This window comes from Parvimonas parva (assembly GCF_045866535.1).
GTDB classification, from domain to species: Bacteria; Bacillota; Clostridia; order Tissierellales; family Peptoniphilaceae; genus Parvimonas; species Parvimonas parva.
This window is the reverse complement of sequence record NZ_AP038371.1, coordinates 155,937-176,175: the sequence shown is the minus strand read 5'-3', so window position 1 is coordinate 176,175 and position 20,239 is coordinate 155,937. Positions and strand designations below refer to the sequence as shown.

Annotated in this window: 22 protein-coding genes and 1 riboswitch; of the genes, 5 read left to right on the top strand and 17 right to left on the bottom strand. The window is 27.0% G+C overall.

The features are described from left to right. Positions 1–132 precede the first annotated feature (132 nt). The 4 genes from ACKTSI_RS00915 to ACKTSI_RS00900 form a co-directional block, all read right to left on the bottom strand. Entirely contained in the window at positions 133–1,647 is a 1,515-nt protein-coding gene (locus ACKTSI_RS00915) for a S1C family serine protease (RefSeq protein WP_407862905.1), read from the bottom strand. 304 nt (positions 1,648–1,951) lie between these two features. After that, on the bottom strand, positions 1,952–2,341 hold the full coding sequence (rpsI, locus tag ACKTSI_RS00910) for a 30S ribosomal protein S9 (RefSeq protein WP_068474899.1): 390 nt from the start codon (positions 2,339–2,341) through the stop codon (positions 1,952–1,954). Between the two features lie 22 nt (positions 2,342–2,363). Beyond that, positions 2,364–2,798, bottom strand: coding sequence for a 50S ribosomal protein L13 (gene rplM / locus ACKTSI_RS00905; RefSeq protein ID WP_068474896.1), 435 nt, complete (start codon positions 2,796–2,798; stop codon positions 2,364–2,366). A 212-nt stretch (positions 2,799–3,010) separates the two neighbouring features. Further along, positions 3,011–3,754 carry a glycerophosphodiester phosphodiesterase gene (locus ACKTSI_RS00900; RefSeq protein WP_068474893.1) on the bottom strand — a complete coding sequence of 248 codons (744 nt, stop codon included), beginning with the start codon at positions 3,752–3,754 and terminating at the stop codon, positions 3,011–3,013. A gap of 160 nt (positions 3,755–3,914) precedes the next feature. Next, positions 3,915–4,003, top strand: a riboswitch (TPP riboswitch). Between the two features lie 39 nt (positions 4,004–4,042). Between ACKTSI_RS00900 and thiT the strand changes: the two genes are divergently transcribed. Beyond that, positions 4,043–4,690: an energy-coupled thiamine transporter ThiT gene (thiT, locus tag ACKTSI_RS00895; RefSeq protein ID WP_068474890.1), complete on the top strand. Its 648-nt coding sequence runs from the start codon at positions 4,043–4,045 to the stop codon at positions 4,688–4,690. 95 nt (positions 4,691–4,785) lie between these two features. Here the strand turns inward: thiT and ACKTSI_RS00890 are convergent, their stop codons facing one another. Genes ACKTSI_RS00890 through ACKTSI_RS00870 form a run of 5 tightly spaced genes read right to left on the bottom strand, consistent with a single transcriptional unit; the run spans position 4,786 to position 8,534 of the window. Continuing rightward, a complete protein-coding gene (locus ACKTSI_RS00890) occupies positions 4,786–5,397 on the bottom strand; it encodes a class I SAM-dependent methyltransferase (RefSeq protein WP_068474887.1) in 612 nt (203 codons plus the stop codon). Between the two features lie 16 nt (positions 5,398–5,413). Beyond that, entirely contained in the window at positions 5,414–6,331 is a 918-nt protein-coding gene (locus ACKTSI_RS00885; RefSeq protein ID WP_201275668.1) for an ATP-binding protein, read from the bottom strand. A gap of 10 nt (positions 6,332–6,341) precedes the next feature. Next, positions 6,342–7,229: a restriction endonuclease gene (locus tag ACKTSI_RS00880; protein ID WP_407862904.1), complete on the bottom strand. Its 888-nt coding sequence runs from the start codon at positions 7,227–7,229 to the stop codon at positions 6,342–6,344. Between the two features lie 32 nt (positions 7,230–7,261). After that, positions 7,262–7,744 (bottom strand): 23S rRNA (pseudouridine(1915)-N(3))-methyltransferase RlmH, encoded by a 483-nt coding sequence (gene rlmH, locus ACKTSI_RS00875; RefSeq protein ID WP_068474882.1) that lies wholly within the window; start codon positions 7,742–7,744, stop codon positions 7,262–7,264. A gap of 1 nt (position 7,745) precedes the next feature. Continuing rightward, the gene (locus tag ACKTSI_RS00870; protein ID WP_407862903.1) at positions 7,746–8,534 is read right to left on the bottom strand and encodes an MBL fold metallo-hydrolase; all 789 of its coding nucleotides are present in this window, start codon (positions 8,532–8,534) and stop codon (positions 7,746–7,748) included. Between the two features lie 161 nt (positions 8,535–8,695). On the opposite strand from ACKTSI_RS00870, the gene ACKTSI_RS00865 reads away from it, so the two are divergent. The 4 genes from ACKTSI_RS00865 to ACKTSI_RS00850 are packed head-to-tail and all read left to right on the top strand — an operon-like array spanning position 8,696 to position 14,185. Further along, positions 8,696–9,670, top strand: a complete 975-nt coding sequence (locus ACKTSI_RS00865; protein ID WP_407862902.1) for a glycosyltransferase family 2 protein — start codon at positions 8,696–8,698, stop codon at positions 9,668–9,670. Between the two features lie 13 nt (positions 9,671–9,683). Further along, positions 9,684–11,849 carry a LicD family protein gene (locus ACKTSI_RS00860; protein WP_308577535.1) on the top strand — a complete coding sequence of 722 codons (2,166 nt, stop codon included), beginning with the start codon at positions 9,684–9,686 and terminating at the stop codon, positions 11,847–11,849. Positions 11,850–11,873: 24 nt separating this feature from the next. Further along, the gene (locus tag ACKTSI_RS00855) at positions 11,874–13,367 is read left to right on the top strand and encodes an oligosaccharide flippase family protein (RefSeq protein ID WP_407862901.1); all 1,494 of its coding nucleotides are present in this window, start codon (positions 11,874–11,876) and stop codon (positions 13,365–13,367) included. A 2-nt stretch (positions 13,368–13,369) separates the two neighbouring features. Then, positions 13,370–14,185, top strand: a complete 816-nt coding sequence (locus ACKTSI_RS00850) for a phosphorylcholine transferase LicD (protein ID WP_407862900.1) — start codon at positions 13,370–13,372, stop codon at positions 14,183–14,185. A 164-nt stretch (positions 14,186–14,349) separates the two neighbouring features. On the opposite strand, the gene ACKTSI_RS00845 is transcribed toward ACKTSI_RS00850, so the two are convergent. The 8 genes from ACKTSI_RS00845 to ACKTSI_RS00810 form a co-directional block, all read right to left on the bottom strand. Then, positions 14,350–14,946, bottom strand: coding sequence for a molybdenum cofactor guanylyltransferase (locus tag ACKTSI_RS00845; RefSeq protein WP_407862899.1), 597 nt, complete (start codon positions 14,944–14,946; stop codon positions 14,350–14,352). Next, positions 14,946–15,407 (bottom strand): YbaK/EbsC family protein, encoded by a 462-nt coding sequence (locus ACKTSI_RS00840; protein WP_231723279.1) that lies wholly within the window; start codon positions 15,405–15,407, stop codon positions 14,946–14,948. Before ACKTSI_RS00840 ends, ACKTSI_RS00845 begins: the two co-directional genes overlap by 1 nt. After that, the gene (gene udk, locus ACKTSI_RS00835) at positions 15,394–16,029 is read right to left on the bottom strand and encodes a uridine kinase (RefSeq protein WP_068474876.1); all 636 of its coding nucleotides are present in this window, start codon (positions 16,027–16,029) and stop codon (positions 15,394–15,396) included. Before udk ends, ACKTSI_RS00840 begins: the two co-directional genes overlap by 14 nt. A gap of 9 nt (positions 16,030–16,038) precedes the next feature. Next, entirely contained in the window at positions 16,039–17,265 is a 1,227-nt protein-coding gene (tyrS, locus tag ACKTSI_RS00830; RefSeq protein ID WP_407862898.1) for a tyrosine--tRNA ligase, read from the bottom strand. Between the two features lie 180 nt (positions 17,266–17,445). Beyond that, entirely contained in the window at positions 17,446–18,114 is a 669-nt protein-coding gene (locus tag ACKTSI_RS00825; RefSeq protein WP_407862897.1) for an MgtC/SapB family protein, read from the bottom strand. A 109-nt stretch (positions 18,115–18,223) separates the two neighbouring features. Further along, positions 18,224–18,700, bottom strand: coding sequence for a hypothetical protein (locus ACKTSI_RS00820; protein WP_407862896.1), 477 nt, complete (start codon positions 18,698–18,700; stop codon positions 18,224–18,226). Further along, a complete protein-coding gene (locus ACKTSI_RS00815; protein WP_311525675.1) occupies positions 18,663–20,015 on the bottom strand; it encodes a radical SAM/SPASM domain-containing protein in 1,353 nt (450 codons plus the stop codon). The genes ACKTSI_RS00820 and ACKTSI_RS00815 overlap by 38 nt, the downstream gene beginning before the upstream one ends. A gap of 60 nt (positions 20,016–20,075) precedes the next feature. Continuing rightward, positions 20,076–20,222, bottom strand: a complete 147-nt coding sequence (locus tag ACKTSI_RS00810; RefSeq protein ID WP_201275659.1) for a hypothetical protein — start codon at positions 20,220–20,222, stop codon at positions 20,076–20,078. Positions 20,223–20,239 lie beyond the last annotated feature (17 nt).

Here is a 20,239-nt window from a genome sequence, read left to right as displayed (position 1 = left end):
TTATTAAAAAAATTAACTAAATACTTAAAAAATTTATATAACAAAAAAAGTTATGAAAATACTTTCATAACCTTTTTCGCATTTATTTATTTTTACGGAGGATTTATAAAAAAATCTCTACTAATATGCTAATTAATTGTTGTTGTTACTGTTGTTATCATCATTTCCATCAAAATCTTCTTCATTTTCATTGTAATTACCATTACGATTACGGTTTGGATTAAAACTGTTTTGATTTTGATTTTGTTTTATCTTATTCTCAACTTTATTTAAGTCAAATTGTGAGAATTTAACTTCTATTGTAGTTGTCTTTCCATCTCTGTAAACTTCAATTTTAACTTTATCGCCAATCTTATAGTTCAATAAGGCAGCTTTTAAAGTTGAGTTTGAACTAACAGCCATATCTCCAACTTTTGTAATAATGTCCTTTGGTTTAAGTCCTGCAGAATCTGCCGGAGAACCGGATAGGACTTCATGAACATATACACCTGAGTCAACAGGTAATTTTTCTTGTCCTAATACATTATATCTGGAAACATCTATACCTCTAATACCAAGTGATACACTTTCAAACTTACCGTTTTTAATTATTTGTTCTAAAATAGGTTTAGCTAAATTTGAAGGAATTGAAAATCCGATTCCGTCACTATTTCCAGCTTTTGCCGTATTTATTCCGATAAGTTGTCCTTTATCATTAAATAATCCACCACCACTATTTCCAGGATTTATTGCCGCATCAGTTTGGAATAAACCTTCCATAGTTGAGCCATCTTGTAATGTAATCACTCTATCTTTTCCTGAAATATATCCGGAAGTTAAAGTTGATTTTAAATTTATACCAAGCGGATTTCCGATTGCTATAGCTTTATCTCCTATTGAAACTTTTGAACTGTCTCCAAATTCAACAGGTTTTAAATCTAGTCCTTTAGGATCTATTTTAATAACAGCTAAGTCTAAAGTTTTATCACTCCATAAAACTTTTGCCTCATGCTTTGTTCCGTCACTTAAAATTACTGTTACGGATTTTGTTTTTGAAGGGTCAACAACGTGATTATTAGTTAAAATATAACCTTCTTTACTTACGATAACCCCTGAACCAAGCCCGCTTGTTTGTTTTTGAACAGAAAACATATCTTCAGAAACTCCAACAGTTGTTATACCTACAACAGATTGCATAGCTTTTTTTGCAACGGCTTTTTCTACAGTTGTATTTCCTGATGTATCTGCATTTGTTGTATTTGCATTTTGATCGGTTGGAGCTTGATTTAAGACAGATTTTTCAGTGTTATTATTTTTTAGATAATAACTTGTTCCACCTATACTTATTGAACTAGCTAAAACAACCGCTAAAAGAAATTTTGAAAAAGATTTAACCTTATTGCTTTTATTTCTCTTTTCAAACTCTTTTTCAACAACATTATCTATATATGAAGATAATCTTTCCTTGGCTTTTTGTTTCCTTTCAGCCATATCTTCTTCATAACTTTCAACATTTTCTGTTGTTTCAACATCTTCTGTTGTTTCAACATTTTCTGTTGGTTCAATATTTTCTTTTGCTTCAACATTTTCTTTTGTTTCAACATTTTCTTTTGTTTCAATATCTTCTGTTTTTTCTTCTTCAAAGACATTATCTCTTTCATTATCCATAACAAATCACCTCATCTATGTAAATCATTTATTATCTTGAATATATTTTAAACCACTAACCTTAAAGTAAACTTAAATTAAAAAAATTTTTAACAAAAACTTTTAATAAAAATATATTCTCAACAATATAATTTATTTCATTAATATAAATACACTAAAATATGAATTTATATGTATTTTAATAATTTCTTAACTAATGTAATATTATTATAGTATTAAAAACTTAAATGAAATTTAAAAAAATCAAAACTAAATAAAAAAATAAAAAAAGTGTTGGATTTCCAACACTTTAAAATTATTAGTCCTATCTCTTTGAGAATTGTGGGCTTCTTCTTGCTTTTTTAAGACCATATTTCTTTCTTTCTTTCTTACGAGGGTCTCTTGTTAAGAAACCGGCTCTTTTTAATACAGGTCTTAATTCAGCAGAAACTTCTAATAAAGCTCTTGCAATACCATGTCTGATTGCTCCGGCTTGTCCTGTAAATCCGCCACCTTTTACATTTACATAAACGTCGAATTTTCCAAGACTTTCAGTTACTTCTAAAGGTGATTTTGCAGTTACCTTTAAAGTATCATAGTCAAAATATTCATCTATATCTTGTTTATTAATAACAAATTTTCCATTTCCAGGTGTTAAGAAAACTCTAGCTACAGAAGTTTTTCTTCTTCCTGTTCCTACATATTGAGTTGCCATATGTTAAATCTCCTTTCTATTCCTATTTATTTAATGTTAAAACTTCTGGTTGTTGAGCTTCATGATTATGTTCTGGACCAGCATAAACCTTTAATTTTTTGAACATTTGTCTTCCTAAAACATTCTTTGGAAGCATACCTTTAACGGCTAGTTCAATAACTTTTTCAGGTTTAGTTTGTAACATTTTTTCATAAGAAATAGCTTTTAAACCATTTGAATATCCAGTATAGTATCTATGTTCTTTTTGTTGTAATTTGTTTCCAGTTAATTTAACTTTTTCAGCATTAACAACAATAACATAATCTCCCATATCGAATGATGGTTGGAATCTAACATTTCTCTTTCCTCTTAAGATTGAAGCAACTTCAGTTGCAAGTCTTCCTAAAACAACGTCTTTTGCATCAACTACATACCATTTACGATTAACATCGCAAGGTTTTGCTACGTAACTTTTCATTTCATTCCTCCTTAATTCTTTTTACAATATTGGGTTATTTAGACATCGCTACCCAGCGATTTTGTAGGCGAGGACTTATTAATCGCAACCTCGACTGCTATGCGATTGATATTGTAAAAAGACAAGGCTTTTTAAATATCACAATGCCATAAAACGGCACTCAAATATTATATCACAAGATATGAATAATTACAAGACTTTTAAAGATTTTTTTATAAATTATTCAAAACTTTTGAAGTTAAATCAGGGAAATTTCCAATAATAGCATCAACTCCCATTTCAATTAAATATCTCATATAATTTTCATCATTTACTGTCCAAGTATTTATCTCAAGTCCCATTTTTTTAAACTCAGACACCCAAGACGGCTTTTGTAAAAGCATATAATATCCAGGGTGTACTGCCTCATGTTTAATTCCTCTCATATACTCAACAGTATTCATAAGAGGACTTTCAAAAAGCAATCCAGTTTTAAAACTTGGGTCAATTTTTTTACAAAGCTCCATTGATTCGTGATTGAATGAAGATAGAATTACATCATCTTTTAGTCCGAATTCATTTACCATATTCATAACAGCCTCTTCTAAACCCTCATAAAAAACATAATTGTTCTTTAACTCTAAATTTACAAAAAGTTTATTATCCTTTACAATTTGTAAAAGTTCATCTAAAAAAATAATTTTTTCACCTAAAAATTCACTTCCCTTATGTGAACCGAATTCCATTTGTAAAAGCTCAGTTGAAGTCAAATCCTTTATAAAACCACTCCCATTAGAGCAAGTCCTATCAACCATATCATCATGAATTATTACAAGTTTTTTATCCTTAGTCATGTGAACATCTGTTTCAAAACCATCACAATTTCCGTGTTCTATCGCTTTTAAAAAAGCAATTTTAGTATTTTCAGGATACTTTCCAGAAAAACCCCTATGTGCCAAATTTAATATTTTTTTCATAATTTTCTCCTTAAAATAAATTAATATACATAAATAAAGTATATCACTTTTGTAAAATTTACTCAATAATTTATTTACATAATAAACTAAAGATAAGTAATTTATGTTTAAACTTAAATTAAATGGGTAACAAAAAGAGGTATGCTAATACAAAAATATTTTTATTCACTAGGGGTGCTATTAAGCTGAGAAATACCCTTTTTACCTGATTCAGACAATGCTGACGTAGGGAAGTTGAATAGTCTTTTTTATGTGACTTTCTAGTGAATATCTTAGGAGGTTTTTTTTATGGAAAATTTTGGAAAATTTTTTGGGAGTGTAGAAGGAAAAACAACTTTAATTTTATTAATTTCCTTTGCATTTTTATTTTTCGTCTTTTATTTTAGAAGAGATGAAAAAATATTTTCTACAAAAGCACTAACTTACTCTGCCATCTTATTGGCACTTGGAATTTGTGCAAAACAAATAAAGTTTTTTAGTTTACCACAAGGAGGTAGCATCACTTTATTTTCAATGATTTTTATAGTCTTCATCGGCTATATGTTCGGACTTAGAGTTGGACTTATAGCAGGAATAACTTTCGGACTTTTAAACTTATTGATAAAGCCGGATGTTTATACACCAACCCAAGCAATCATTGATTACATTTTAGCATTTGGCTCACTTGGACTTGGAGGAATATTTGCAAAGAAAAAAGACAAGCTAATACCCGCTTATCTAATTTCAATTTTTGGAAGATTTATATTTGCAGTATTTTCAGGCTATGTATTCTTCGGCTCTTATGCTCCAAAAGGTTGGAATCCGTTAATTTATTCAATCTGGTACAATTTTTCATACATTGGAACAGAAGGATTTTTAACAATTTTATTACTTTCAATTCCAATCGTTAGAACAACATTAGAAAAAATAAAATCAAGCAATTTTAAAACAAACTAAAAGGAACGGTTTTTACACTGTTCCTTTTTAATATCTATTTTTCTATATCAACTTCTAATACTAGCACTAAAAAAACAGCCCTAAAGCTGTTTTAATTAAAGTTTCTTAGCGACAACTACAATATGTTCTTTCTTATCTAAATGATATTCAGCTGAAAATCCTAAATTTTCTAATATTTTAACCAATGTATCTCCATTATAGACTTCAAATCCAAGCATATCAGCCCATTTTTTTATATTTTTATGTTCTCTTTCACTTCCTTCATTACAAATCAAAAATGTTCCATTTTTAACAAGTACTCTGGAAATTTCCTTAAAAACTTTTTCAATATCTTCCCAAAAATATATAGTTTCAAAGGCTGTTACGATATTTATACTTTCATCTTCAAAAGGAATTTTTGAAACATCTCCCTCAAAAATCTCACATCTTCCTTCTTTTATTTCTTTTTCATTTAATTCTTTTGAAACCTTAACACTCATCTTTGAGTAGTCGATTCCATAGGCGAACTTTGCTTTAGTTAAAAAGTATTGAACATTTCTTCCTCCACCACATCCTAGGTCAATTATCTTATCATCTTCTTTAATATTCAAAAAAGATCTTCCCCAAATTGCAAGTTTTTCGTGCCCCTTATTCATTCCTTTAACCATAACTTTACCACCAAAATTTTCCTTTGGCTTTATAACATTTTCAAAAAATTTTTTAAACATACTATCCTCCTATAACTTATTCATAAAATGGATTGTTTTCTTCATACTTTTCATTAAAATCTACTTTATGGCCATTTATTTCATAACCTAAAAGTAAATTTATATTTACATTTTCTCCGGCTCTAAAGATTGAACTGTCAACATTTTTAAAATCTTTTTTCAAATTTTCGATTAAATCTTTAATTTGATACCTTTTATTTCCGATTTTTTTCGCAGCAACCATACAAGCGCAGTTTAAAGGCATAAGACCAGTTGATTTCATCCATCTTATTATGTATTCTTCCTCTATTAGATACAAAGGTCTTATTATTTCCATATTCTCAAAATTTTTAGCCTTTAACTTCGGTGGCATTGTTTTAAAACTTCCTGCACAAAGTAAATTTAACATTGTCGTTTCAATAACATCATTAAAATGATGTCCCAATGCCAATTTATTACAGCCAAGCTCCTTTGCCTTTGCATAAAGCGAGCCTCTTCTCATTCTCGCACACATATAACAAGGATAATCTCCTGCAATTTTATCTGCAACAGCAAAAATATCTGCCGGATAGTAAGTCAAAGGAATTTCCAAATACTTTGCATTTTCTAAAAGCAATTCCTTTATCGACGGATGATAACCAGGGTCCATTGCGATAAATTCCAATTCAAAATTATCTTTTCCATTCTTCTTTAACTCCTGAAAAAGTTTAGCCATAATCAGACTGTCCTTTCCTCCGGAAATTGCAACAGCAATCTTATCTCCATCCTCTATTAAATTATATTCCTTAATAGCCTTAACAAACTTTGACCAAATATGCTTTCTATATCTTTTTATAAGCGACCTTTCAATATCGGAAAGACTTGCTCTTTCATTTTCCGGAAATAGAACAGGACAAGTTGCCTGTAAATTATTTTCTCTATTTTCCATTATTTCCTTTATTTTTTTGTTTTCCATATTTCTCCTACTATAAATAAAAATCATCAAAAATATAAGTAATAACCGGTTTTACTCCTAGCTCATATTTTGCAACAAGCTCGGCTATTCTTTTCCCATTAATCAAAGTAATAACTCTTGTACCAACTCTTGATGTTTCTATTGCTCCTTTTGAAAAATCAGAAGTAGTTATAAAAATTCCAAATTCAGCATTAAATTTATCCATAGCACCTCTAAATTTATCAATTTCAGGTGCCTGAACAATATCTTTCCAACGTTTTGCTTGAATTGCAACTCTTGCGGTTCTAAATTCATCAGATGTGATATATCCAAATCCATCAAGTCCTCCATCATTTGTTACAGAAATACCGATTTTATCATCAATATTAACTCCCATTTCTCTAACAAGTCGTCTTGCAAACTTTTCAAATTTTTCTGGACTAAAATTCATAAGCCTTTCGTTTAATTCATCTTTCCAATCATCAAAGATTTTTTCTTCTTTATCATCTGTATGTCTTTCTTGTTCAATGTCTATGTTATTATTTAATTTTTTTTCTTTAAAATCTTTTTCTATTTTTTTATATTCTGTTAAAAAATCAAAATTTTCATAATCTAAATTAGCCCCTAAGTCTGTTAAAATAACTTTTTTATTTTCTCTGATAATAAATTTTAATCTTATTAAATAATTAATAGCAAAATTAAAATCAAACTTAAAAGGCATATATTCTTTTTTTGTTTTTTTAGATTTTTTTATAAAATCAACATATCCTTCGGGTATTTCATCGCAGTTTAATCTTATATAATTTTCAATATCTTCCTTTGTAGCAATCCCACCTTGCTTTTTCAAAGCTTTTATAATATATTTTGATAATATATAATCGCGTCTTTTTGCCTTATAAGTTTTAATATCTATACTCATAATACCTCCTAAAATTTAAGTCTAAGTTTCTCCTATTTGTGATAAATTTGATTGTTCATTATTTTAAAAGCTCTGTAAATTTGTTCAAGCAAAACAACTCTAAACAGTTGGTGTGGGAGTGTAAATTTAGAAAAAGATAGTTTAAAATTACTTCTTTTCTTGATTTCATCTCCAAGGCCAAAACTTCCACCGATTACAAATGTGAATTTTGAATTACCGTCATTCATTTTATCTTCTAAAAATTTAGAAAAAGTTTCGCTGTCGATTGATTTTCCTAAAATTTCAAGAGTTATAACAAATTCACTATCTGAAATTTTACCCAAAATTCTACTTTCTTCCTTTTTTAACACATTTTCAATTTCTGCTTTACTTGGCGTTTGTGTTAAAATTTTCTCCTCTGCAATTTCAACAATTTCAATTTTTGAAAAGGCGGAAATTCTTTTTTTATATTCCTCACATGCATCTTTGAAAAATTTTTCCGATAATTTCCCAACGCATAAAATTTTTATATTCATATTACACTTCCGTTACACTACTATTTTCAAATCTTTTAGAAACTTCAAGATTTGTATATTGACTTACATTTTCCTCATTCAAAATCTTATATACCTCATCATAGGCAAGTTTTTCTTCATTATTTGTTTCACTTAAATGTCCAAGATAAACTTTTTTGCACTTGTCGGTTACTACCTCGGACAATACATTTCCACTTGTAACATTTGAAATATGTCCAAACTCTCCCAAAATTCTTTGCTTTAAATTATAATCATAAGGACCTCTTTTAAGCATTTCCAAATCGTGATTCGCCTCAAAATAAAAAATCTTTGAGCCATAAATTTTTTCCTTCATATGATTTGTAACAATTCCTGTATCTGTTAAAAGCGTAATTTTACCATAATCAGTATTAAAGACAAAACCCATTCCCCTTGCACAATCGTGCGAAATTTCCAAAGTATATAAATCAAAAAGAGAAAACTTGTGTTTCTTTTCAGTACCGATAACGACAATATTTTCATCTTTAATTTTACCAAGCTTAGATGCACCGGCAGTTAAAGTTTCAACATTACTACAAATCTTAATATCGTAACGCCTTGAAAGTACACCAGCGCCTCTAATATGGTCAATATGCTCATGAGTTAAAAAAATCAAGTCAATCGTACTTGGGTCAACACCCAATTGTTTTAAATTACATTCAATTTTCTTTCCACTAAAACCTGCATCTATCAAATATCTTCTATTGTCAATCTCTAAAAATGAGCAATTACCGTCGCTCCCACTAAAAAGTGGACAAAATCTTAAACCCATATTTCCTCCATTCATACAACTATTTATTGTATCACATTTTTACGAAAAACAAAAGAAAATATAATTTTTTTAATTGTCATTGTAATAATATAAAACTTTGTTTTTATTTTCATAATATGTTATAATTACCAGATGAATATATATTTAATTAAGGAGTAACTATGAACGAAAAGATTAGTGTAATAGTTCCGGTATATAATGTAGAAAAATATTTAGAAAAATGTGTTAAATCTATATTAAATCAAACTTATTCAAATTTTGAAATTTTATTAATAAATGATGGATCAACAGATAATAGTGATATTATTTGTGATAAAATTAAAAACTTAGATGATAGAATAAAAGTTTTTCATAGAGAAAACAGTGGAGTTTCTGCTACTAGAAACTTTGGATTAGAAAATTCAACTGGAAATTTAATAACTTTTATAGATTCAGATGATTTTATAAAAGAAGATATGTTGGAAATATTATATAATAATTTAGAAAAATTTAACGCTGATATTTCCATAGGAAAAGTTGTAGATACATTTGATGAAAATTATATTTTTAAAGAAATTCAAGAAAGTGTTTCTAATTGGGATAATGAAAATGCAATGAAAGAAATTTTAAAAGCTAAGAAAACTTCCTTTTTCCCGGTTGCAAAACTTTTTAGAAAAAATCTTTTTGAAAAAATAAAATTTAATGATAACTACAAACTAGCTGAAGATGCTTTGCTTATAACTGAAATATTATTGTCAAAAAAATTAAATGTAGTATGTTCAAACCGAGAAGTTTACGCCTATCTTCATCATAAAAACAGCGCTACAACAAATATAGTAAAAGATTCAGTATTTGATACAATTAAAGTTCACTCAAAAATTTTTGATATGATAATCGAAAAATTTCCAAAATTAAAAATAGATCTTATGGAACGAAAATATTGGTCATATTTTACAGTTTTTGATAAAATTATTTTGGCTAAAAACGATGATTTTTTAGGGGAAAAAGAGTCTTTAAGAAAAAAAATAAAGAAAAACTTTTTTAATATACTAAAAATAAAGGGGTTCACAAAATTTAGAAAATTATCATTATGTCTATTGATGATTTCAGAAAAACTATATGTGAAATGTATAAAATACAAAAATAGAAATTTATAATCAGGAGAGTAAAATGAATAAAAAAATAGAAAATCTGGAAATTTATATAAAATTGGGATTCATATTTATATCAATTTTAAGTATGAGTTCTTTGATATACAATAAAGTTGAAATTTTTTATAAAGTTTTAACTTTAGGAACTATTCTTATGACTTTTGTAGTTTTCTTTAAAAATTACAAAAAAAACATTTTTGATAAACCATTTATTTTATTGATATTCGGTTTATTTGCAACACAAACAATAACAGCATTAGTTAATAGATCAGGAAATTTTTTTGGAAATATAATTGAAATAGCTTTTATGTTTGCATATTGTTTAATTATGGCGATTTTTGATGATAATACAAAGGAAAAAATATTTAAAATTACTGCTTATATGGTTCAATTCTTTTCTTTTGTATTAGCAATGTTTACTATAATCTTACTTTTATTTAGAACATCATTTGTTTGGGCTATATCCAAGGAAATAAATTATTTTTACGGAGTATTCGGCGGAAGAATTTGGGGCTTTATAAATCCAAATGCTGCTGCTATTTTCTCATATATAAGTATTTTCACAGCCTTATCATTGATAAATAGATATAGAGATAAAAACTTTTTTGTATTAAAATTAAATATAATTTTACAAATCATATATTTTTCTTTACAACAGAGTAGAGGTGCTATATTAAGCCTTATATTTACAATTATCCTATATTGTGCCTTTGTAACAAGAGAAACGAAAATCCACAGAAGAATCATAAAGGGATTTGTTTATTGTGCATTGTTATTTGCAATAATTTTCTCAGTAAATGCCATTACCATTTTATACAACAATAATTTTAAATCAGAAATAATATTTTTAGATAAAAATTTTAATATAATTCCAAAAGAAAATAAAATGATAGCAGAAAGCGAACTTTTAAAAGACGAAAATTTAAAAGGAAGAATAACTGATTCAACTCCTAGTGGTAGGACTTACATTTGGAAAAATGCAATTAATATGGCTAAGGAAAAACCTATTTTTGGATATGGAGTTAGAAATGTTCCAGAAAACTATGAAAGATTTTTTAATAAATATTCTATAAGTAATTCACTAAAAGGAGGAAACTTCCATAATATATTTATAACTGTTTTAGTTTCCGGTGGAATTTTGAATTTGATTTCATTTTCAGCTATAATTTTATATTTAAATTATAGATTCTTAAAATATTTAATAAAAGGTACAAATTCATATACAAAAATTTTCATTTTAATATTTTTTACAATAATGTTAGGACAGTTGTTTGAAAGTACAATTATATACTCCACAAACTTTATAAATATTTTCTTCTGGTTTATTTGTGGATATGGATTGTCTCTTTGCAATGACGAAAAAAATATGGACAACAAAAAAAATGAAATAACTTCATTAGATGAGTTAAAAAGTTTAGAAGTTGAAATTTTAGACTATATTGTAGAAATTTGTAATAAATTAAATTTAAAATATTGGTTAGCCTATGGCACTTTGATTGGTGCAATTAGACATAAAGGATTTATCCCTTGGGATGATGATATAGATATTTGTATGCTTAGAGAAGATTATGAAAAATTACAAGACTATTTAATTCAAAATCCTGATAAAAAATTTGAATTAATGTCTTACAAAAACAATAAAAATTATGTATATCCTTTCATGAAAGTTATAAATAATGAAACTTACCTTTTAGAATCTGATATTTTAACTGATTCAAAAATGGGAATTTATGTTGATATTTTTCCAATAGATGGTCATAATGACGATGAAAATATAAGAAACAAAATGACTAAACTAATAAAGAAAAGACAATTAAGTTGCTATACATTCTATGGAATATATAATGAAAACAGCATTATAAGTACAATCATAAGAAATTTATGTGTTATTGTTTTTTCTCTTACTAATACTAGAAAATATGTTGAAAAAATTGATAAACTTGCTATGTCAAGAAAAGTTGAAAATTCTGAATTTGCAGATTATGTAATATGTAAAGATATGAAAAAGCCTGTTATGAAAAAAGAATGGTTTGACAAAACTATGAACCATGAATTTTGTGGAAAAATGTATAAAGTGCCGGTTGAGTATGATAAAATCTTAAGAACAGATTATGGTGATTATATGCAACTACCACCTTTAGACAAACAAGTTACACATCATAGCTTTAAAGTTTGGAAAAAATAATCCTATAAGGAGGCTTGTTAAAGCGTGAAAGATATAAAATTAAATGCTCTTACAAATATGATGGTTCGTATTTTAAATATTGTTTTTCCTTTGATTACAGCTCCATATATTTCAAGAGTATTAGACAAAACTGCTTATGGTAATTTTAATGTATCAAACACTTTAATTAATGTATTTATCCCTTTTGCAACACTAGGTGTATATAATTATGGTATTCGAGAAATCAGTAGAGTAAAAGACCGAAAAGACGCTTTGAATAAAGTTTTTTCTGAATTATTTTACATTTCAATAATATGTACCGTAATTACGACAGGAATATACTATTTATATATTTTTAATCAAAGTCTTGGTAGCCTTAATCTACTTTATGCGATTATGGGTATTCAGATTTTTTCTCAAGTTTTCTACATTGAATGGTTAAATGAAGCTTTTGAAAATTATAAATTTATACTATATAAAACATTAATTATAAGAGTAATAATGCTAGTATCCATATTCCTATTTGTAAAAACCGAAAATGATATAATACCTTATACATTGATTATGTCTATTACGACTCTATTAAACTACTTAATGAGTTTCTTTTGGATAAAAAAAGATGTTAGTTTTGTAAGGATACAAGTTAAAAATTTAAAAAGATTAATCCGACCTCTTTTTGCGACTCTATTAATAGCAAATGCAAATATGTTATATACAACTTTAGACCAAATATTTTTATCTAAAATATCTTTGCCGGAACATGTAACATACTATGTTCAAGGATATAATTTAGCTACATTACTCGCAAGAGTTGTAAGTGGTGCAGTTAGTGTTAGTGTCCCAAGACTCGGATATTATCTAGGAATAGGAGACAAAGATGCTTATGAAGATTTAGTAAATAAAGGAAGTAGAGCTTTTAACTTTTTCCTAGTTCCTATAGGAATAGGATTAGCAGTTGTAGGAACACAAGCTACACTTATATATGGTGGCGAAAAATATGCAATGGCAGGAATATGTACGACACTATTTGCCATAAGGACTATTGGTTGGGCAAGTGAAATTATTTTTGGAACTCAGATAATAATGGTAAATAGGTATGAACAAAACTTAACTATTTTGTATTTTTTAGGTGGTGGAACAAACTTTTTATTAAATATGATTTTATATTATAATAGAGTTACTTCACCGGAATACTATATAATTACTACAATAATAGCAGAGTTAGTTCTTTTAATATTAGAATATTTATTTATAAAAAGATTACATCTTATGAATATGAAAATAATATTTAAAAATTTAATAAAATATGTAAGTATATCTTTAGGTTTTGTTCCTATATCATTTGTAGTTACAAAATTTTTCCCTTACAAAATGATTGTAAACAAAGCATTATTATTAAATTCATTTGTTACAATCATAATTTGTGTAATTTACTATATAGTTGCATTAGTTTTATTAAAAGACGATTTAATGATTTACGTTTTAAATGCATTTTTAAAACCATTCAAAAAAATATTTAACAGAAAAAGGAGTGTTTAACCATGAGCAAAAGAATCTTATCTATAAAAGAAGTACAAGATATAGAATTAGATATTTTAGAATATGTTCATAATATTTGTATAAAAAATGATATAAAATATTTCGTAGACTTTGGAACTCTATTAGGAGCAGTAAGACATAAGGGATTTATCCCTTGGGATGATGACTTGGACATATCTTTAGCAAGAGATGAATATGAAAAACTTTATAGCGTATTAGAAAAGGAGAATCATCCACATTATAAAATTATTTCTTATAAAAATTGTAAAGAATATCCTTTCCCTTATTTTAGAGTTTTTGATAATAGAACATATAGAGAACACAATTTAAGATATCAAAACTTACAATTAGGTACTTGTATCGATGTTTTTCCTTATGACGGATATGTAGAAAAAACAGAAGATAAAAACAATATTATAGCCTTAAATAGAAAAAGAAAATTATCTGTATATAATTTTACAGGAATAAAAAACAAAAATTACTTTTTAAAAAATATTCCAAGATTTTTAGGATTACTTTTATACAAAACAACAAAAGTATCAGATTGGAATAAAAAAATTGATGAAAAATCAAAAAAAGTTAATTTAAAAAATTCAGAATATTGTTGTTGTAGCGTTATTCATGAATTCAAAAAAGATGCTACATTAAAAACAGAATGGTTATACGATTTAACTGATGTAGAAATAAATGGAAAAATCTTCAAAGCTCCTAGCCATTACAAAGAATTTTTGACTTATGAGTTTGGAGATACATACATGCAATTACCACCCGAAGACCAAAGACATGCTGGTGGAGAAAAAAATTATATCGAAGAATAATTACAAAATAACTAAATTTTAAATAAAAAATGTAATTAAATAAATTATGTTGAGGAGAAAAACTCCTCAACTTTTTTTGTTCAAAAAAATTACACTTATTAAAAGTAACAACTAAAAAATATAACTTTAATAAGTGCATAATAATGGTATAATAATTAAATTCTCTAAATTATTTTATTATTCTTTTCCATTTTAAATTTTTCCAATTCGCTAATTGTATTCAAATTTTCAAATATGTTTTGTTTGTCAAATTTTTTCCAATCTTCGTAAGGTATAGTTTTAAATTTATTGTCCTCGATGAATTTTACAAATTTTCGGTGGTCTTTGAGTAATTCTTCACGCAAATTTTCTTTTAGAGAATTTTTGTAGATTGCATTCATAGGAAGTAATTTATTCTCCTTTGAAACGCAAATCACTCCGTCAAAGTTTTTATCCAGCTTAGAAATTAAAAATCTTATAAAATCCTCATTTATATTCGGCATATCACAAGCAGTCAAAAATGAAAATTCACTTTCAGAATAGCAAAGCCCACTATGAAGTCCTGCCATAGGTCCTTTTTTGTAAAAAATATCTCTAACGACTTTAACTTTTAAATCTTTGTAATGCTCTTTATTATTTGAAACCACAATTATATCCTCAAAAATATTTTTTAAAATTTCTATTGAATTGTGCACCAGATATTTTTCGTCAATTTCTATAAATTCCTTAGGAAAGGTCATTCTTCTGGAATTTCCTCCTGCAAGTATAATACAATTTATCATCACTCTACTACCAAATCTGTAAAATCTGCATCACAAAACAACGCAAATTCAATCGGATTTACGACAAGGGAATTTCTAACTTTTCCGGCACTAATCAAAAATTTTTCCATAGTCTTTGCTCTTTTGTCAAAAACCGTTTTAAATTTTGTTTTCATTCCAACCGGACTACAACCACCATGAACATATCCAGTAAGTGGCTCAAGTTCCTTTTGAGAAATCATTTTAATACTTTTTATTCCAAAGTATTTACTTGCCTTTTTCAAATCCAAATGCTCATCAATAGGAATGACACAGACATAATGATTTTTATCACTTCCCTCTAAGACAAGTGTTTTAAAACAAATATTCCTGTCAATTCCTATTTCTTCAAATTCTTCAGTTTCTTCTCTAACAACAAAATCATATTTTATTTTTTTGCTATCTAAAATTCTACATACATTTGTTTTGCTATTTTTTTTCATTTTTATTTAAAAAAGTCTTTAAATGTTGCACCAACATTTTTATTGCAGGAGCATTTTCTCCGCCACGAGGAATGATTATATCGGCGTGTTTTTTGCTTGGCTCGATAAATTCTTCGTGCATTGGTTTAACTGTATTTTGATATTGAGTCAAAATACTTTCAAGACTTCTCCCTCTCTCTTTTGTATCTCTTAAAATTCTTCTGATTAGTCTTTCGTCTGCATCTGTATCCACATAAACCTTTAAGTCCATAAGCTCTCTAAGTCTTGCATCTTCCAAAATCAAAATCCCTTCAACGATTATTACAGGTCTTGGATATGCTCTTAGAGTTTCTTTTTTTCTTGTATGAATCGTAAAGTCATAAATCGGAAGATCAACTTCTTTTCCAGATTTTAAAACTTTTAAATCTTCAATAAGTTTTTCAGTTTCAAATGATTTTGGGTGGTCGTAATTCAACTTAACTCTTTCTTCCATTGTCTTATCATCATTTGCCCAGTAATAAAAATCGTGGCTAATCATTACAATTTCATCTTTAAATTGTTTTTTTAATTTTTCAATAATTGTAGTCTTACCGGAGGCAGAACCTCCGGCAATTCCTACAACATATATATCTTCATTTTTCATCAAAAACTCCTATAAAACAATTACTCTGTGATATACTTTTTTACCTTTTTTAATAACAATTTCTTCCAAGTTAAGAGAAACTTTTGTATTTGTATCTGTAATTTTTTCTCCGTTTAAAGAAATTCCACCTTGTTCTATAAGTCTTCTAGCCTCTCCATTTGATTTTGAAAGACCACAAATTCTAATTAAATCCAAAATTCCAATTTCTTCATTTTCAAAATTGCATTTTTTAATTTCAGTTGAAGGCATATTTTCATCTAAAAGCTCGCCACTAAATAATGCTCTTGCAGTTTCTAATGCTTTTTGAGCTTTTTCTTCGCCATGAATAATTTTTGTTACTTCAAAAGCTAAAATTTCTTTTGCCTCATTAATCTTTTCATCTTTATATTGACCTAATTCCTTGCATTTTTCAGTTGGCAAGAATGTTAGCATAAGTAAGAATTTTTCAACATCTCTATCATCAACATTTCTCATATATTGGAAAAGTTCATAAGGAGAAGTCTTTTCTTCATCTAGCCAAATAGCGCCCTTTTGAGATTTACCCATCTTAACACCGTCAGCAGTTGTCAAAAGTTTGAAAGTCATAGCATAAACTTTATCTTGTTCAATCTTTCTAACTAAGTCATATCCACCAAGAATATTACTCCATTGGTCGCTACCACCTAGTTGTAATTTACAACCATGTTTTCTGTAAAGATGTAAGAAATCATAACTTTGCATTAACATATATGAAAATTCGAAGAATGTAAGTCCTCTTTCCATTCTATTTTTGTAAGCATCACAAGTAAGCATTTTATTTACACTAAAATGCACTCCAATTTCTTTCATAAATTTTACAAAATTCAAATCTAAAAGCCAATCTTTGTTGTTTTCAATAATTGCATTTCCATCTGAAAAGTCGATAAATCTTGAAAGTTGTTCAAAAAATCTTTGAGCATTGTGATTGATTTTTTCTTCAGTCATTACCATTCTCATATCACTTCTTCCTGAAGGGTCGCCTATCATTGTAGTTCCCCCTCCTAAAAGAGCAATTGGAATATGTCCGTAGTTTTGCATTCTCTTCATAACCATTATTTGAATGAAATGTCCGATTGTTAAACTATCTGCTGTCGCATCAAAACCGATATAAAATTTAACTCTTTCTTTAGATAACAATTCTTTTAACTCTTCTTCATAAGTTGCTTGTTCAAAATATCCTCTGTCAACAAGCTCTTCAAAAACATTTTTGTATTCCATAAAAACCTCCCTATAAAAAAAGACCTATAACTTTGAAAGGACGACTTATCGTGGTACCACCTTTCTTCGCATAGGCCTTATAATGTTTAAGCACAATCACTTCTGAGCTCCTGTGTTGTATGCACAATCAACACTCAATATTAAATATATTCATAATTATATAGAAAAAAGTTAAAAATGTCAATACATTTCTATTTTTCTAACTCTTTCATCATCAAAAATTAAATCTTCCAAATGCTCCCTTTCAAAATCAATCGGAACAAAGGTATAAAACTTTACAGTTACAGTTGCTCTCTTTTTTAGAATTTCGATATTTTGAATTTCTAATTTCAACCTCTCTAAACATTCTCTAATTTCTCTAATTTGATTAAAACTGTCTTCAATCGTAACTTCAAATGTAACTGTTAAATGGTCTTTGCTTAGAAAAGTATCTTTATGCATTAAAATTTGAACTATTACAATCAAAATTGTTCCAAAAATTCCAACTGCATAAAGACCTGCACCCATAGCAAGTCCGATTCCTGCCGTAGCCCAAACTCCGGCTGCTGTTGTAAGTCCATTTACTGAATTATTTTTTATAAAAATAAGTCCTGCGCCTAAAAACCCAATTCCCGTTACAACTTGTGATGCAATACGAGAGGCATCAATTCTTTCAACATCAAAAAAACCATATTTAGAAACTATCATCATAAGTGCAGATGCCAAACAAACTATTGCATGAGTCCTAATACCCGCCTCTTTATTTCGACTTTTTCTTTCAAAACCGATTATAGCACCCATAAAAGTTGCAAGTAAAATTTTCAGTAAAAATTCTAAATTTGTGTAAATAACTTCAATATCGATATTCATATAATACTCCTAATTTTACTTCTATAAAATATCACTTTATTTCAATTAAATTATATAAATTAATAAATAAAAAGTCAAGTCGATTTTTATACAAAAAGCAACAACAGCTTTATATTTTTATAAAATTAATATTTTTAGTACAATTATTATATAAACATATTCCTGTAAATTCATCAAAATTTACTAAAATAGAGCCAAAAAACTTTATATTATCCTCAGAATAATTTTTATAAAAAAAATTATAATATGTATGTAATAAACTGAAATCACTTTTTGAAAAGTGTAAAGCATTTATGAATATATGATTATGAATTATAATAATATATTCGTTTTTTTCTCTTACTTTTTTAAATAACCATTTAACGTACTTAGGTTCTAACGAAGTATAAAGTTCATTATTAGTTTTTGCTTCATTTGGGACTTGTTCAAATTTTGTTGCAACAAATCTATCGTTACAATATTTCAAAAAAACAAATGTAATATCTTCTAAATTAGAATTTTTATAATATCTTTCAATTTTTTCTAATATTTCATTACTAAAAAATACATCAACGTGTGAATTGAAAGTATACATTTGAAAGTTCATTTATATTTCTCCTAATACATTTTTCAACTTTTTCATCTGATATTAAATTTATAAAATAATTAAGACTTTCATAATAATTATTAAAATTATACTTACAACTATTTTTAATAGATGAATTAACGTATTTATCAAACATACACTGTTTACATGTAGGTTTAATAAAACAATTTTTACATAACCTAAGATTTTTCTTATTATTTTTTTCTATGTAATTAATTATAAATTCACTATTAATATCTCCATTAAAAACATCTCCTACTTTAAAATTTTTCAATGAATTGTCAATATTAGATGCAATAAACATTTGACACGGATAAATACTACCATATGGATCAATGGCAATTTGTCCTAAAAACGCATCACAAAAATAACCACTATAAAATGTTGCATAAATAGAATTTAAAAAAGATAATAATCTAGAGTTAGAAATACCATATTTTATAAAAACATCTATATCTCTATTTAATGAATTATCAATCGATGAACCTTTAATAAGTTTTATTAACCTATCATTCCCATTTTCATTCTGGATAATATTTAATTTAATTTTATATCTTTTATAATTTTCTAACATTATATCTGTATAAGAAACATTATTTTTTACATGCTCTTCTGTATAAGTAGATTCAATAACAATTTTATTAGATGTGTTTTTTTGTAATTTTATTATATTCTTATCTATAACGTCAAATGTTCCACTACCATCTTTAAATTTTCTATTCGAATCATTTATATTTCTATTTGTAGAATCTAAACTAATTATTATATGGATATTATATTTATTTATTAAATATAACATCCTCTCACTCAAATTAGTTCCATTAGTTACCATGGAAAATGTAGGAGTTTTAAATTTATATTTTTTATCAAAATATTTACATATATACTCTATAGCATCTACATTTAAAGTAGGTTCTCCCCCAAAAAAATTTACTTCTCCTATACTTTTATATTTTTTTCCCAAATATTCACAAACTTTAGAATAAGTATTAAAGTTCATATAACAACATTTTTCACCATAGCTTCCAGCGTTAGCATAACAATATTTACAATTTAAATTACACTGATTTGTAACCAAAATTCTAACCATATTCAAATTTTCTTTGTTGATAATATATTCACTAAAATAACTTTCTTTATACAATTTATTGGATAAAAACTTATATAATTCATAAGATTCTTCATTTTTTCTAAATAAAACTAAAGCAGTGTTCTTACCAATATTAAAAAATTTCTTAGAAAAAATATCATATACTAAAAATTTTTCAGATTTTTTTCTTTCAATATCAGAAACTATAAATCTCCCTATTTTCATAACTAACCTCCAAGTAAAATAGGTGCAACAAAAAGATTGCACCTATTCTTGTAATTTTTTCTAATTACCTCCTCCGTCAGGACCTCCATTACCACCACAACAAATTCCACACCAAGCTAATAACTCATTAGCCAATGTTTCAAACTCTTCTGTTGAAATTTCTTCAAGTTCCCAACTTTCAACATTTCTTTCCACTAATTCTTTCATAGCTTTTCCTCCTAAAA